At 54.8% G+C, this 15,754-nt stretch carries 13 protein-coding genes; 8 read left to right on the forward strand and 5 right to left on the reverse strand.

Going from position 1 to position 15,754, the window contains the following annotated elements; translation table 11 throughout:
- Nucleotides 1-65 precede the first annotated feature (65 nt).
- Nucleotides 66-1,103: a recombinase RecA gene (gene recA / locus ACHZBS_RS26920; protein ID WP_324292421.1), complete on the forward strand. Its 1,038-nt coding sequence runs from the start codon at nucleotides 66-68 to the stop codon at nucleotides 1,101-1,103.
- A 65-nt stretch (nucleotides 1,104-1,168) separates the two neighbouring features.
- Complete coding sequence (gene alaS / locus ACHZBS_RS26925; RefSeq protein ID WP_319409618.1) at nucleotides 1,169-3,796, forward strand: alanine--tRNA ligase; 2,628 nt, start codon at nucleotides 1,169-1,171, stop codon at nucleotides 3,794-3,796.
- A 206-nt stretch (nucleotides 3,797-4,002) separates the two neighbouring features.
- On the opposite strand, the gene ACHZBS_RS26930 is transcribed toward alaS, so the two are convergent.
- The 4 genes from ACHZBS_RS26930 to ACHZBS_RS26945 form a co-directional block, all read right to left on the reverse strand.
- On the reverse strand, nucleotides 4,003-4,461 hold the full coding sequence (locus ACHZBS_RS26930; protein WP_319409619.1) for a chemotaxis protein CheX: 459 nt from the start codon (nucleotides 4,459-4,461) through the stop codon (nucleotides 4,003-4,005).
- Nucleotides 4,462-4,662: 201 nt separating this feature from the next.
- Nucleotides 4,663-5,490 (reverse strand): dihydrodipicolinate reductase, encoded by an 828-nt coding sequence (gene dapB, locus ACHZBS_RS26935; RefSeq protein ID WP_319409620.1) that lies wholly within the window; start codon nucleotides 5,488-5,490, stop codon nucleotides 4,663-4,665.
- Nucleotides 5,491-5,555: 65 nt separating this feature from the next.
- Nucleotides 5,556-7,247, reverse strand: coding sequence for a sugar phosphate nucleotidyltransferase (locus ACHZBS_RS26940; protein WP_319409621.1), 1,692 nt, complete (start codon nucleotides 7,245-7,247; stop codon nucleotides 5,556-5,558).
- Nucleotides 7,244-9,859, reverse strand: a complete 2,616-nt coding sequence (locus ACHZBS_RS26945; protein ID WP_319409622.1) for a 1-acyl-sn-glycerol-3-phosphate acyltransferase — start codon at nucleotides 9,857-9,859, stop codon at nucleotides 7,244-7,246. The genes ACHZBS_RS26940 and ACHZBS_RS26945 overlap by 4 nt, the downstream gene beginning before the upstream one ends.
- Nucleotides 9,860-10,229: 370 nt before the next feature.
- Between ACHZBS_RS26945 and ACHZBS_RS26950 the strand changes: the two genes are divergently transcribed.
- Nucleotides 10,230-10,511: a hypothetical protein gene (locus ACHZBS_RS26950; protein WP_319409623.1), complete on the forward strand. Its 282-nt coding sequence runs from the start codon at nucleotides 10,230-10,232 to the stop codon at nucleotides 10,509-10,511.
- Nucleotides 10,512-10,687: 176 nt separating this feature from the next.
- On the opposite strand, the gene ACHZBS_RS26955 is transcribed toward ACHZBS_RS26950, so the two are convergent.
- Nucleotides 10,688-11,863: a DUF1343 domain-containing protein gene (locus tag ACHZBS_RS26955; RefSeq protein ID WP_319409624.1), complete on the reverse strand. Its 1,176-nt coding sequence runs from the start codon at nucleotides 11,861-11,863 to the stop codon at nucleotides 10,688-10,690.
- Between the two features lie 269 nt (nucleotides 11,864-12,132).
- On the opposite strand from ACHZBS_RS26955, the gene ACHZBS_RS26960 reads away from it, so the two are divergent.
- From ACHZBS_RS26960 to ACHZBS_RS26980, 5 genes are all read left to right on the forward strand, one after another.
- Entirely contained in the window at nucleotides 12,133-12,837 is a 705-nt protein-coding gene (locus tag ACHZBS_RS26960) for a cobalamin biosynthesis protein CbiA (protein ID WP_319409625.1), read from the forward strand.
- A 141-nt stretch (nucleotides 12,838-12,978) separates the two neighbouring features.
- Complete coding sequence (locus ACHZBS_RS26965; RefSeq protein WP_319409626.1) at nucleotides 12,979-13,203, forward strand: 4Fe-4S dicluster domain-containing protein; 225 nt, start codon at nucleotides 12,979-12,981, stop codon at nucleotides 13,201-13,203.
- A 22-nt stretch (nucleotides 13,204-13,225) separates the two neighbouring features.
- Entirely contained in the window at nucleotides 13,226-14,296 is a 1,071-nt protein-coding gene (gene vorB / locus ACHZBS_RS26970) for a 3-methyl-2-oxobutanoate dehydrogenase subunit VorB (protein WP_319409627.1), read from the forward strand.
- 54 nt (nucleotides 14,297-14,350) lie between these two features.
- A complete protein-coding gene (locus ACHZBS_RS26975) occupies nucleotides 14,351-15,088 on the forward strand; it encodes a thiamine pyrophosphate-dependent enzyme (protein WP_319409628.1) in 738 nt (245 codons plus the stop codon).
- A 41-nt stretch (nucleotides 15,089-15,129) separates the two neighbouring features.
- Nucleotides 15,130-15,666, forward strand: coding sequence for a 2-oxoacid:acceptor oxidoreductase family protein (locus ACHZBS_RS26980; protein WP_319409629.1), 537 nt, complete (start codon nucleotides 15,130-15,132; stop codon nucleotides 15,664-15,666).
- Nucleotides 15,667-15,754: the final 88 nt, after the last annotated feature.

Below are 15,754 nucleotides of genomic sequence, written 5' to 3' on the forward strand. Positions count from 1 at the left end.
CTTCAGTTCTTCGGGAGAGGCATTCAATGATGATCTTACACCCTGTTACCACATGGGAGGATTGCATGACCATTTCACCGGATAAAACCAAGGCGGTAGAATCCGCCATGGGGCAAATCGAGCGTCAATTCGGCAAGGGCGCCATCATGAAACTGGGGGCACGCCCCGTCGTAAATATTCCCGTGATCTCCAGCGGATCCATTGAGCTGGACCGGGCGCTTGGGATCGGTGGGTTGCCCCGCGGCCGTGTGATCGAAATATTCGGTCCCGAGTCATCGGGAAAGACGACACTGGCCCTTCATGCCGTGGCAAACGCGCAAAAACAGGGGGGCATCGCGGCCTTTATCGACGCCGAACATGCCCTGGACACCAGTTATGCCCGAAAGCTGGGGGTAAACTGCGATGAACTGCTGGTTTCCCAACCCGACACCGGCGAGCAGGCCCTGGAAATCGCCGACATGCTGGTGCGCAGCGGCGCCATCGACGTGATGGTGATCGACAGCGTGGCAGCCCTGGTCCCCCGGGCGGAGATTGAAGGAGAGATGGGTGATTCTCACATGGGGTTGCAGGCCCGCCTCATGTCCCAGGCCTTGAGAAAACTGACCGGCACCATTGGAAAGACCATGACTTCGGTGATCTTCATCAACCAGATCCGCATGAAGATTGGCGTCATGTTCGGCAACCCGGAGACCACCACCGGCGGCAATGCACTGAAATTTTATTCCTCCGTTCGCTTGGACATCCGTCGCATCGGCGCCATCAAGGATGGGCAGGACGTCGTGGGGAACCGGACCCGGGTCAAGGTGGTCAAAAACAAGATGGCCCCGCCTTTCAAGGAAGCGGAATTTGATATTATGTACGGAGAGGGCATCTCGCGGTCCGGCGACCTGCTGGACGTGGGCGTCACTGCCGGCATTATCGACAAAAGCGGCTCCTGGTATTCCTACAATGGTGAGCGGATCGGACAGGGGCGCGAAAACGTTAAAAAATTCTTCCAGGATAATCCCGACCTTTTTGAAACCATCGATGTGAAGGTGCGGGAGGCGGTAGGCCTGCTGATACCTAAGGCAGAAGCGAAAACGGAAAAAGAAGACAAGAAATAGCCGCTGACCCCACAAAGCCAGGCAGGCTGGTTCGGGTACCGCGATTGAGCCTTTAGGAGACGGTTATGACCGGCAACGAGATTCGACAACTCTACCTTGACTATTTTCAAAAACACGGCCACCGGGTGGTCCGCAGCTCGTCCTTGATTCCCCAGGACGATCCGACGCTGTTGTTTACCAATGCCGGCATGGTGCAGTTCAAACGTACTTTTCTGGGGGAAGAGAAGCGGGATTATGTCCGCGCGACGACCTCACAGAAGTGCGTCCGGGCCGGTGGCAAACACAACGACCTGGAAAATGTGGGCTATACGGCCCGGCACCATACTTTTTTCGAGATGCTGGGCAATTTTTCCTTCGGCGACTACTTCAAGGAGAAGGCCGTCGATTTTGCTTGGGATCTCCTGACCAATGGGTACGGTTTGCCGGCGGAAAAGCTCTGGGCGTCGGTCTACCTGGATGACGACGAGGCCTACGATCTGTGGCACCGGCGCATCGGCATCCCCGAATCACGGATGATACGGCTGGGGGAGGAGGAAAACTTCTGGGCCATGGGTGACACCGGTCCCTGCGGTCCCTGCAGTGAGATCCATCTGGACCGGGGCGCAGAGTATGGCTGCGGCCGGCCTGATTGCGATGTCGCTTGCGACTGCGACCGGTTTCTGGAGATCTGGAATCTGGTCTTCATGCAGTTCAACCGCGATGCCTCGGGCACCATGACTCCCCTGCCCAAGCCCAGCATTGACACAGGCCTGGGGTTGGAGCGTATGGCCTCGGTGGTCCAGAAGGTGAACACCAATTATGACACCGACCTGATCTATCCCATCATCCAGCGTACTGCCTCCTTGGCTGAGAAACCATACGGCCGGGCTGAGTCTGACGACGTGGCCATGAAAGTGATCGCCGACCATAGTCGGGCCGCTGCCTTCCTCATCGGCGATGGTGTCCTGCCGTCCAATGAGGGCAGGGGATATGTGCTGCGCCGGATCATGCGGCGGGCCATCCGCTATGGCCGCAACATCGGCCTGGTCAAACCCTTTCTTCACGAAACCGCCCAGGTGGTGTTTGACATTATGGTGCCGGCCTACCCGGAGCTCAAAACGGCCTCAGCATTCATCACCAACGTCATCGAAAATGAAGAACTCCGTTTTTCAGAAACCCTGGACAACGGGTTGAGGGTGCTCAACGAAACCCTGTCTGAAGTCCGTGCCAAGGGTGCTACCCAGGTTCCGGGAGACTTGATCTTCAAGCTCTACGATACCTTCGGGTTTCCTGTGGATATCGTTCGCGACGTGGTGCGTGACGAGGGCATGACCCTGGATATCGACAGGTTTGACCAGTGCATGGAGGAGCAGCGCAAGCAGTCTCGATCCAAAATTGCCTTTACCGGTGTTTCCGATGCCTACCGCCAGTTAAGCGCGACGGGTGAAAAACCCGAATTCGTGGGGTATGGCACCCTGGCCTGCGAAGCGCGCGTGGTGCTGGTGGTCCGGGACAACCAAGGGGTCGACGCTGCCGATGCGGGAACCCCGGTGGAAGTGGTGACGACGGCCACGCCCTTTTACGGAGAAGCCGGCGGCCAGGTGGGTGACCACGGGACGATCACGGCCCCCGGAATGGAGATGATTGTATCCGACACGGTGAAAGATCCCACTGGCATCATTATCCACAAAGGGGAAGTCAAAGCCGGCCGCCTGGAAAACGGCCAGACGGTCATGCTAACCGTGGATGGCGACCGCCGGGCCGCCGTGGCTGCTAACCACACGGCCACGCACATTCTTCATGCCGCGCTTCGCCATGAACTGGGGGATCATGTAAAGCAAGCCGGATCCATGGTGGCGGCGGATCGGCTTCGATTTGACTTTACGCATTTTTCCCAGATCGATTCCGACGCGCTGGAACGCATTGAATCCTTCGTTAATCATCGCATCCGGCAAAATGTTCCCGTGGCGGTTGAGGAGATGGACATGGATCGCGCCATGAAATCCGGCGCCACGGCCCTGTTCGAGGAAAAGTACGGCGACCGGGTTCGCGTCGTCGCCCTGGATACATTCAGCCGCGAACTTTGCGGTGGCACGCATACCGGCCGTACCGGCAACATCGGCTTGTTTAAAATTATTTCGGAATCCAGCGTGGCATCCGGGATTCGACGAATCGAAGCCCTCACTGGCAGCGCCGCTCTGACCCATGCTCAGAAAACCAGCCAGATCCTCCAGCAGTTGAGCCACCTGGTAAAAGAAAAGCCCGACGCTTTGGTTAAGCGTGTCGAGTCGGTCATGACGTCGCTGAAAAGCCTGGAGAAAGAGACGGAGCGGCTCAAGACCCAAATAGCCGAAATGCAGGCTGATGGCAGCGGTGAGCAGGCGATCGAGATCAATGGCGTTACCACGATCGTCCAGCAAGTGACCGTTGACAAACCATCTGCCCTGCGGGAACTGGCCGACCGGTTCAAAGACCGCATCCAGTCGGGGGTCGTGGTTCTGGGGTGTGAAAGCGATGGCAAGGCCCTGCTGATCGTGGTGGTGACCAAGGATTTGAAGGGCCGGTTCCATGCTGGCAAGATGATCAAAGAGGTTGCCAGCGTGGTGGGCGGCAACGGTGGGGGCCGGCCCGACATGGCCCAGGCCGGCGGCACCCAACCTCAACACCTGGCTTTGGCTCTGGAAAAAGCCCGAGAGTTGATCCAGCAGGGATAGTCTCCTGCTGTCAACTAATGATAAACTCACGTGGCATTCTTTCATAGAATTTGATCAAGGGCCATCGTATTAATGAATAGGGGCGCTTAGGTTAGACCACGAAAAAAAACACCCGCGACGGCTTTCATGGCCGGGCGGGTGTTCGTTTTTCGGGTTCTTTTCATTCGGGGTAAAATGGGCCGGGGAAGGAGAACCCCCCCGGTGGTTTAACCGTTTTCTTTCAGGGCTACCTCAATGACCAATTGCCCCTTGTCGGTAAGGCAGGGAATGGCAATGATGGGGAGGCCGGACGGATATGAGACTTTGTGCTTGCCGACCACCACGCTGGGCACGCTGATGGTGGTGCCTGCGGAGGGAAAGTCGGTTTTGGCGTTACCGGCGATGATGTTGGCAATTTCACCGATGGCGTCGGTGCAGTCGTCATCCAGTTCGTTCACCTCATCACCGATAAGTGCCGACACCAGTTGAAGGGCAATTTCTTTGGACAGGTTGATTACCACGCATCCGGTTACGGTTCCCGAGAGGCCGATGATGCTGCTGATCTCATATTCCGGAATGTTTCCCTTCTTCAGGCTGGGGGTGCCCAGCTTGAAGGGTACGTCGATCATGGTGTTAAACAGCTTCTTGACCGCCTTGATAAATGGATTGATGTATTTGACGTCCATTCTTCCCTCATCAAATGGTTGATTGGTGTGCTCGGTTGTTCGATCCGCCTGCTGCCATTCCTCTTTTTACCATTGTGCGGCGTTGGGTGTTGGTATCGGTGTTAAGCGTACAGGCTTATAATCGGCCACTTTCCCGCCAACTTTACCCCAGATTCATATAAAAGACCAAATTGCCGGGAAATAGGGGTCCCCGGGCCGATATTATCCTTTAAGCACATCGATCATGGTAAAGATCCGCCCCTTTTCCCCCTCTTTCAGTTTCCGGTCAAGATAACAGACTGCGTCCATGGTGCCCTCGGCGTAGATTTCGCGACCATTGACGTTGTGCTGGAATTCGAAGACCACGGTGTTGTCCGGCGAGGTCAGCCGATAAGTGTGCCACCCATGACCGGATAGATAGGCCTCTGGAATTCCCCATAACTCGTGTTGAATCGTCGGGTCCCGTTCCTTGACAATCGCTTCCGGCGAAAAGTCAACGCCCATGCGGTTGAAACAAGAAACCACGGCCTTGGCCGTGCCGCTGGTATCCGCTTTGGCGGCCTGGTGGCTCTCCCGGACGGTCAGCGTATAGCCATTAAAAATACCGGGAAAGGTGATAGCCGCGTATTCCATCATGGCCTGAAATCCCACAATCTGCTTGGCCATGTTGGGCGCGATGACGGCGCAGACGCTTGAAGCGAGCACCGTTTGGGTTAGTCTTTTCCGGTCGCCGCCAGTGGTTCCCATGACAAAAGGCAGGCCGCATTTGCAGTAGAAGTCGGCATTGTCGTTGACGGCCGAGGGATGGGTGAAATCCACGCTGATGAATTCGCCGTAACGCTTGACGAGGGCATCCATTTTTGTATCGCGGTCGGCCGGTTGGATGAGTTCGATGACGGTTCCGGAGATGGTGTGCCGGTCTGATTCGATCTCCGGACCGGTAAGAGAATAAGGCAAAAGGGTGATCCGGGGATCCTTTAAGGCATGACCGGCTATAATGGAAGCGACGTTGCCGGGTAGGCCGTTAATCACTATTTTTAATGCTTTCATATCAATTTTATCCTTTTCCTGGTTAATACCATCAGACTGGCAAACGGCGATCAGATTTCATCCAGTTATCCCACACCAATCTTTTTGGCAATGGCGGCCAGTTTGGGAAAGGCCTTCCGATCGGCGTTGCGGATATGGCCGGCCAGCATGGTTGCCGCAGGAGGTATCCATTGTTCGAAGGCGTCTTTTTGTTTGATCCGGGTTAAAAATCCAAATGCTCCCAGTATCTGAAGATTTCGAGTGACCGCGCAATAACGATAGCCCCTGATGAACTGATCCGGGTTGATTTTTAAACGTCCTGCCACCTGTTCGGATGCATACCGCAACAGCCGCTGTTGAAGATCCGGACTCAGTTCCGCATAGGGATCGATCAGCAGCGAAGCCAGGTCGTACTGGATGGGTCCGGTTCGTGCTCCCTGAAAGTCGATAAGATAGTGTCGGCCATCTTGAATCATGATGTTGCGCGATTGGAAGTCCCGGTGAATCAACCCGGTGAAGCCATGGTCGATGGTGCGATGGGCCAGGTTTTCAAATTCCGCTGACAGGTCGTCATAGGCAACTGCCAACTCCAGGTAGCCATTTAAAAAGGCCTCGACAAAATAGCGGCACTCTTTATCCAGTATCAGAGAAATATCGTAGGCCGGGGTCTGGCAGGTCCAGCCCGGGTCAAATCCCGCTGCTGCCTTTATCGTCAGGTCCATCCAGGTGTCGATGATCTTCCGGTAACGCATTTCGACGCCGCTGTCATCCGATGCTTGCCGTACCATCTGCTGTAGATGGCCGTCTCCCAGATCTTCGAGGAAAACCAGTCCGCTGAAGCCATCGTAGGCGTAGATACGGGGTACGGGGAGTCCACAAGTGTGCAGGTGGCTGCCGATCCTGACGAATGCGTTGACCTCGCTGCCCGGTAGCGTGGGGGTAATGCCGTGGTCCGCCAGGATCAGCCGGTATCGGCCGGCGGTCAGGCGAAACCAGCAGCGATCGGAACCATCGCCGGATATTCTGTGGCAATGGATGGCCATTCCCAGATAGTCGGAAAAGGCCGATTGAAAGGCCCCAGGCGACATGGCATGCACCACCGCATCCCGGTACCGGTCCGGGCTCCCCATGTCCTGCCAGTAATGATCCCGAACCACATGGGCATGAAGGGGCACGCCTTCATCGAGCATCTGCCGGTAAACGGATATAATATCGCTGAACCCGTTGCCGGGAATCTGCCGGAGGATGCCGGCATCCAGGACGTGGATTCCGGTAAAGGCCATTTTTCGCTGGCGACCCGGGCCAACCGGGGAGGAAAATCGTTGGAAGCCGGTGATTCGATCCCGCTCGTCCACCCACACCTGGTTGAAGGGGGCGCGGTCATGCATGACCAGGGTTACCTGGGCTTTCTGCTCTTGGTGGCGGCGATAAACGTCCGCCAACTTGATGTCGGTGACGATATCCGCATTGACCACAATGAACGGATCGTCGTCCCAATAGTGGGCCAGGTGTCGGATCGCGCCGGCGGTGCCTAATATTTCAGGCTCGTGGCTCAGGGTGACGGGCATCCCGAAATCGTTTTCGGCCAGGTAGGACTGGATCCGATGGGCCAGGTGGTGGGCGTTTACGGCAACGGCGGTGCAACCGGCCCGTTTCAGGAGGGCTATCATTCTTCCCAGCACCGGGATCCCGCCAACCGGGAACAGGGCTTTGGGAAAGGTCCGTGTGTGGGGTGCCAGCCGGGTGCCAAACCCCGCGGCCAGAATCAGCGCTTTCATGGGCCTAACAGATTTAAGTAGGTCTGGATGAGTGTTTCGAAATGGGAGATGGCCGCTTCATGCTCATGATTTTTAATGCCGTTGGTGGAAAAATAATTCAGCCCGTTGGCATAATTGATTTTGGACACCGATTCGATCAGATCAATCTCCTTGTTTTTAACCATTTGAAGGCCCATGCTCTGGATTTTCTTGAGCTTATCCTTGGTTTCAAGATCTTCTTTGCGATTGGTTCTCAAAAAATGGAGTGCCACCTTATAGGATTGGAAATAGGGCTTTAAAAAAGCGGCAAACAGCTTCAATTTCCGGTATCCTGAAGAGGTGATCTGGTAACTGTCGGGGATGGTTTGGTGGGGCATGAGCATTGCATCATCGATAAAGGATTTGATGGTCTTTCTCACATAATGAACAGGCGGTCGATCCAGGTCAAAGGCGAACTCATATTTGAAGAAATCCTGGAAAAAATGATACTCGATGTGCAGGTCGGAGGCATTGAACTGGAAGGCGTCCTTTTTCAGAATGGCCATTGCGGTAAAGGCGGCGGGTACAAAATAGGAAATACAATTATTCTTGTAAAACTCCAGCAGCGAGCGTTTGGCGGAGTTGACCGTGTAATCGGCCTGATCTTCCGACAGGTCCTTGTCCCCGGGCGCTTTTTCAATCAGTTTGCGTGACAGGTAGCGGTCGATGGCATATTCCATGGCACCGTCCGGGTTGAGTAAAATCGTGTCGGCCAGCTTGGCGTTCTGGGAGGTGGCGAATGCCAGGTAGGCATTGACCGCCTCCATGAGTTCCTCCTGGGTGAATCGGGGTTTGGAGATATTCAAGACGGCGGCGGCCACCAGCCCATGAGGGGTGACCACGGTCTGCTGGTCGATGGCATTAATAATTCGCCAGCCCAGGTTACGGCACAGGGCATTTATATCTTTCTGGGCCATCCGTTCCAAGGCTACCGGTGCCTCGGCCATCAGATCCCGGGTGGAGATGGGATCGTGGAAATTAATATAGATTTTTCCGTACCGTTTTTTCAAAAAACGCCTGGCGCGAATGACCTGGCTGAGGTTCTCATCCTCTTTTTTACCGCCTTCCACTTCGTGAACGTAGGCGTGCTCTTCGATAATCCGGTCATAGCCGATATAGACGGGAACGAAGATCATATCTTCACAGGCACCATTGCGGTAGGCGTCCAGAAGGATTGAGATCAGCCCCAACTTGGGCATGAGCAGTTTGCCGGTTCGGCTCCTTCCCCCCTCGATGAACAGTTCGATATGGAAGCCCTCTTCCAGCAGTTTATGAATATAAGCGGAAAAGACCCGGGAATAAAGCACCGCCCCCCTGAAGGTCCGACGAAGAAAAAACGCGCCGCCACCTCTAAAAATGGGGCCCAGGGGCCAGAAGGAAAGGTTCTTGCCTGCGGCGATGTGAGGGCATGGCATATTGTTCTGGTAGAGCACGTATGACAGGATCAGATAGTCGATATGGCTTTTGTGGCAGGGAATGAGAACCAGCGGCCCTTTCATTGACATGGCCTTGACCTTTGCCAGGCCGGCTTTGTCGATGACGGCGCCGTCGAACATGGAGTTGATGATCCACCCTACCACCGAGGACATGATGCGGATCACGGCCGGGCTGTAGCGCGCGGCAATTTCATCCAGATAACCATCTGCTTTTTTTCTGATTTTGTAGATCGGTTCCTGTCGGGATGCGGCATGTTTTTTGATGAAGGTTCTCATCCGGTCGCTGGTGAGGATGGATTCTTTCAGCTCTTCATTGGATTTCAAAATGGGCCCGGTGATGCTCTGCCGGTGGCGATTGTTCTGTAGCAGAAGCTGGTGCCGCAGTTCCAGTGCCTGATAGTCGATGGTTTTATCCGTATGCACCGATTGGCTCAGCCACTGCAGCAGGTTGATCGGCTGTGAAAGCTCAACAAAAATTTTGCCGGGATATCGGATCAGCGTGACAATTTTTCTCAACCTCCCCGGACGTTGCGAGGTGCCGAAAAACGTGTCCACCAGACTGGGCACTGCGGGCAGTGGCTTTTTACCGAAAAACATCAGTTGAGGCACCAGGTAAATGGGCCGGTCGATTTTTTTTTGCATCTCGATCAGGTAGCCCAGCGGATCGGTCTTATCTTTCACGAACCGGCGATAAAATCCTTTTTTTTCCACCAGCGAAAGGGATCCACAACCCGACGTGAGAAGGGCCCGCAGGTAGTAATCACTGCGATAGGGGTCCTGGATCCGGTGCCGCTGAACCAGTTCATCCAGGTAGGCGATGCAGATGCGGAAAATCCGTGACAGGGGCTGCAAGAAAAAGATGCCGGAATCGAAGGTCAGTTGCGGTACCGGCAGACGCAATTGTCGATAGCGGGTATGGGAAAAGAGAAATTCAAAGCGGCTCTTATACTTGGTTGTATAGACGATGATTGCGCCATCGGGAATATTTTTAACGATGTCCGCCTGTTCTCCACCCATAAAAACCCCTGAAAACAGACGATCCAGAAAAAAAGCGGAAAGGGTGCCGGTAGGCGACGGCAGGAAACAGAAATAGTGGTCGTGTGAATGATTAAGTAACCGGTTGATCCAATTGTTAATCTTCAGCCTGAACGAAGACATAGGATGTTTCTTTGGATTGTTCATAATTTGAGCGTATCAGACTCCAAAAAGAACGTAGATTGATGATATTTTGGAAAAATAACAGAAGCCCTGACCCTTTGCAACGCCATATTCACCGGATAAAAATATGCTTGCGCTGTTCTGGGTTCTATGTTATTGCCATAGTACTTGATAGCGTCACTATATTGTTGCTATCTAATTGAAATTCCATTGATATTCCAAATTATGCGAATCGCCCGGCAAGCGCCGGAGAAAACGAAGAAAATCGCCAAGCTCGTCGAGCCATCCTAGTGGCACGCGCATTGATGGACCGATGAAGTCATTTTTATCTGTCTAACTCAAAAAGGTTCAAGAAGGAGGATGATTCTTTATGAAAACGTTAATTGGTGGAGCAGTGGCAGCAGTCCTCGGCCTCATCGGCCTGTCGGTATGGTTTGGTGAATTCCTTCAACTTTTGGCAGGCGCGCTTCCGATAATGCTGTTGCTCGGCGGGGGTCTTGCTCTCTACCTGGGATTCGATGAACTCAAGGACACCTGGAAAAAAGACGACAGTTCCACCGATGACGCCGCTGCCGATGATGATGCCGAAAAGTACAAAAAAGAGATTGATGACCTTAAGAAAGAGATTGAGACCCTGAAAACCGAAAAATAAACGTGTCCACATTTTGAATTCAAAAATGTCGCCCCGAACGGCTTGCCGGTCGGGGTTTTTTTTGCGCTTCGAAGTCCACCGCTACGATCGATCAATCCCCGGCCCCGGGTTGACATTCATGGGGCTGCTTTAGGGCTTCATGGCGGTTCCAGCGTTTTTTGTGAAAACGGTGATATCTAATTGTAGATATATATTTCTTTTATCATCTTCGTGTATGTCGATAGCGAGTCTCCCCAACCCGCAACGATGTCCTTCAACGGCGTACCCGCTTCGATATTTGATCGGATTCGGCGGTCTCCTAAGATCAAGTCCATGGGCAGGCGTGTGTATTCGTACTCGTAGGGCGGCTGTTTGTAGGCAAAATTGTCGTGATATGCCTGGAATATGGCCTGATAGAATCCGAGCGAGAGAGCGTAGGGCGAATAGATCCCAGGGTCGGTGACATGGATTTGAAACCCTTTGCACGGATGCCCTCCCCATTTGTGGGATGTGGGCTCGAATTCAACGGGCCTGAGCACGACTCCGCTTAATAACCTTTCGTCGATGTTTTTTATCAGCTGATCGGGCGCTAAAAACGGTGCCCCGAAAAGTTCGAAAGGTTGGGTGGTGCCCCGGCCTTCCGAGATGTTGGTGCCTTCCCAGATGACTTGGCCCGGGTAGACCATGGTCGACGCCGGTGTTGGCAGATTTGGTGACGGTGCCACCCAGGGCAGGCCGGTCTGATCGAAGGTCATTCCTCTTCTCCACCCCCTCATGGAGACTACCTCGAGGTTGCAGTCGATGCCGAAGCGGGTGTTGAACAGGACCGCCAGTTCTCCGATGGTCAGGCCATGGCGCATGGGGATGGGATAGCGACCCACAAAAGAAGAACAGTCGGAGGTGAGCAGATTTCCCTCCACCCGAAGCCCGCCCAAGGGATTAGGCCGATCCAAAACGATGATTTTTTTGCCGTATTGCCGAGCCGCCTCCATGCAGTGGGAGAGAGTGTACATAAAGGTGTAGACCCGGGTGCCCACATCCTGAAGATCCACCAGCATCACATCTATGGGGTCCATCATAGCGCGGGTGGGAACGCGCGTTTCTCCGTAAAGGGAAAACACCGGCAGGCCGGTAACCGGATCCGAGCGGTCGGCGGATTCGATCATATTGTCCTGCCTTTCCGCATAAAAGCCATGCTGGGGAGAATACAGGGCTTTTAGCTGACCCGGAAAGGCCCGCCGAATCCGTTCGCGGGCATGCGCATAACGGCTGTCCACCGATGCCGGATTGCACAGCAGTCCCATACGCTGGTGCTTTAACGATGGGGGCGGCGATTCTGAAAATATTTCGAGACCGGTCTTTACCGCTGTCATTGTATCGATCCTTTGCGGGCCTTGGCGGGGATTGTGTTCCTGGCGATTCAGTCAAACCTCAATAATTTAGCACACGACCGCTGTCAGTAAAAGCCGAAATCCATCGGTAGTTCCCAAATCCCTTGACACAACCGGTTTTTGAAAATATGTAACTCATTTCTCGTTCAGGTATCCCGATAACCAGCCGAATCATCCCGACATCTTCTGGTATGCATACGCCAATTGCCGGCCGGCGCGGTTCAACGATTTAAAAAAGGACCCTTAGTCAGTTGGAACTGGAACTCAGCGGTATCGTCATCATCGTCGGCGCCTACGGCAGTGGAAAAACCGAGGTCGCCATCAACCTCGCCGTTCACATGCATGCGAAAGGTACAGCGGTTCGGCTGGCTGATCTGGATCTGGTCAACCCCTATTTCAGGACCCGAGAAGCGCGGCATGCCCTGAATCGGCTAGGTATTGACGTGGTGCTGCCGCCTCCCCAGTATATGAAGGCGGACCTGCCCATCCTTACCCCCGAGGTGGCAGGCATGCTGAGACATCCGTCGGGGCTGGTGCTGCTGGATGTGGGGGGAGATGACGTGGGGGCAACGGTCCTGGCGGCGCTTGCCGATCCGATGAAAGGAAAAGCGATACAGGTTCTTCAGGTGATCAATCCCAATCGCCCATACACCGATACGGTTGGCGGTTGCCTGAAGATACGGGAAGCGATCGAGGCCAAGGCCAGAATGTCGATCACCGGCATCATCGGCAATGCCAACTTCATGGAAGATACGACCGAACAGGATATTCTAGCGGGCTACGCCTTCTCAAAAAAAGTTTCCGAGGCCGGTAATCTACCCCTTATGTTCATCACCGTGCCGGCGGCTCTGTTGACCCGGCTGGATAAAAAGGATATCCATTGCCCGGTGCTTAAGATGAAGCGGCAGCTGGTGCCACCCTGGAAGCAGGCTGAAGCCTTGGATCCTTCCGGGTAAAATGGCCGAATCAACCCACCGGACACCACGGCTGCCCCGATGCAGCTAGATACCAATTACCGGTGTAACGGAAATTCAGAGGCACGTCATCGGCGCATTTCCAATAGAACATGATTCCAACGCGATAAGGAGCAGCAATCAATGGCGTATCAACACAACATCGAAAAAGACCGCTGCAAAGGTTGCGGTCTGTGCATCACCGTATGTCCTAAAAATGTTCTGGAGATTTCTCCTGATGTAAATGCCAAGGGCTACTACCCGGCATTTCAGGCACGTCCGGAAGATTGCATCCACTGCACCATGTGCTGCATCATGTGTCCCGATGTGGCCATCACCATCACCGAAACCGAAGAACCTATCGCCTAAGGGCGGTAAATGGAGGAGGACCATGGCAAAGGTATTGATGAAGGGAAACGAAGCCATCGGTGAAGCAGCCATCAGGGCCGGTTGCCTGAACTACTTCGCCTACCCCATCACCCCGCAGTCCGAAGTGGCCGAATATCTGGTCCGCCGCCTGCCGGAGGTGGGGGGTGTTTTTCTGCAAGGGGAGAGCGAGGTGGCCGTGGGGTACATGATCTTCGGTGCCGCCGGTGCCGGTGTGCGGGTGTTTACCACATCCTCCAGTCCGGGCATCAGTCTCATGAGCGAAGCCATCAGCTATATTGCCGCGGCCCAGTGCCCGGCTGTCTTTGTGAACATCATGCGCGGCGGACCCGGACTGGGGGGGATATTGCCTTCCCAGGCGGATTATCTTCAGGCCACCAAGGGCATCGGTCACGGCGACTGTCGGCTGCTGGTGATGGCACCGGCCAGCGTCCAGGAGGCGGTTGAAATGGTCATGAAAGCCTTTCCCCTGGCTGAGAAATACCGCAACCCGGTGATGATTCTGGGCGACGGATTGATCGGGCAGATGATGGAGCCGGTGGAATTTCCCGACCAGTTGAAAACCGAGCCGTCCAACAAGGACGCCTGGGCCACCAACGGTATGGATCACCGCAAGAGCAAAACCCGTAACCTGGTCAAATCCCTGTTTCTGGACCCGGCTCAACTCAACGACAACAACCTGGCGCTGAAAGCCAAATATGACCGGATGCGTGCCCAAGAGGTAATGTCCGAGTCGTACCATACCGACGGCGACTACAAGGGACTCATCGTCAGCTACGGCACCATGAGCCGCGTCTGTCGCACGGCTATCGACATGTTGAAGACCGAAGGCATCGAGGTGGGCATGATCCGTCCCCAGACGGTTTTCCCCTTTCCCGAAAAGGCCGTGGAGGAAGCAGCGATGAAGCCGTCTTGCAAGCACGTGCTGAGCATAGAGATGAGCATGGGGCAAATGATCGAGGATGTGGAGCGTAGCGTCAAGGGACGGATTCCGGTGAGCTGGTACGGCAAATGCGGCGGCGATATCCCCACCCCCGAGGAGGTCATCGACGTGGTCAAGGAGCGTATTGCCTGATCGACCGGCAATCCCCAATGGAATTCAGGCTCACAAGCAAGGAGTACATGTAAAATGGGAAAGACCTTCAAAAAACCCGAGGCCCTAACCGAGGCCCACACCCATTACTGCCCGGGATGCACCCATGGCGTGATCCACCGGTTGGTGGCCGAGACCATCGACGAACTGGGCATCCGGGGACGCACGGTGGGCATCGCCCCCGTCGGCTGTGCCGTACTGGCCTACAATTACTTCAACTGCGATTTTCAGGAGGCGGCCCACGGCCGGGCGCCGGCCATGGCTACCGGTATCAAGCGGGTGCGACCCGACCTGATGGTTTTCACCTACCAGGGAGACGGAGACCTGGCCAGCATCGGCATGGGCGAGATCATCCACGCGGCCAATCGGGGCGAGAAATTTACCACCATTTTCGTCAACAACGCCATCTACGGGATGACCGGCGGTCAAATGGCTCCCACCACCATGCCGGACCAGCGCACCAGCACCTCGCCCTTCGGTAGAAAGGTGGAGGAGGTGGGCATGCCCATCAAGATGGCCGAGCTGCTCGCCGCCCTGCAGACGCCGGCCTACATCAGCCGTCAGACCGTGATCAAACCCAAATATATCACAAAGGCGAAAAAGGCAATTAAACAAGCATTTACTTATCAATTGGAAAATAAATGCTTTAGCCTTGTCGAGGTGGTCAGTACCTGTCCCACGAACTGGGGCATGACGCCGGTACAAGCGGTGGAGTGGACCGAAAAAACCCTGCTGGCATATTACCAACCGGGAGACTACAAAGTTCCGGCATGACCCATAGATCCGCAACGCCGGACGTGACTGAAGGAGGCATAATGCAGAGCGAAATCATGTTTGCCGGATTCGGTGGACAGGGCATATTGTTGATCGGCAAGGTTCTTGCCCATGCCGCCATGGAGGAAGGTTTCGAGGTGGCCTGGGTTCCTTCCTACGGGCCTGAAATGAGAGGAGGGACGGCTTATTGCACCGTGGTGATCAGCGACCGGCCCATCGGTTCGCCAATCATTAAAAATCCCCTTCATCTGGTGGCCATGAACGGGCCCTCCCTTGAGAAGTTTGCCCCCACGGTAAAAAAAGGCGGTATTATCTTCATCAACAGTTCTCTGATTGCTTTTGGGGCGAACCGGGACGATGTGGACGAACTGCGTGTTCCGGTGGTGGAAATCGCCAAGGATCTGGGCAGCGTCAAGGCTGCCAACATCGTAGCCCTTTCCGCTTTCGTTGCCCGCAGCGGTATCGTTTCCATGGAAACCCTCAAGCATTGCATTAAAGAAGAGTTCAGCAAGAAACCCAAACTGATCCCTTTGAATATGGAGGCCGTTGCTGCCGGCGAAAAGGCCGCCCGGAATTAGATCAGCTCCATGGAGTGGGCATCCTGCGGCAGGTCGTGATTCATTCTTCAACGGCCGGGCAGAGCGCCCGGCTGTTATGTTCAACCGG

This window comes from uncultured Desulfosarcina sp., assembly GCF_963664155.2.
GTDB lineage: Bacteria > Desulfobacterota > Desulfobacteria > Desulfobacterales > Desulfosarcinaceae > Desulfosarcina.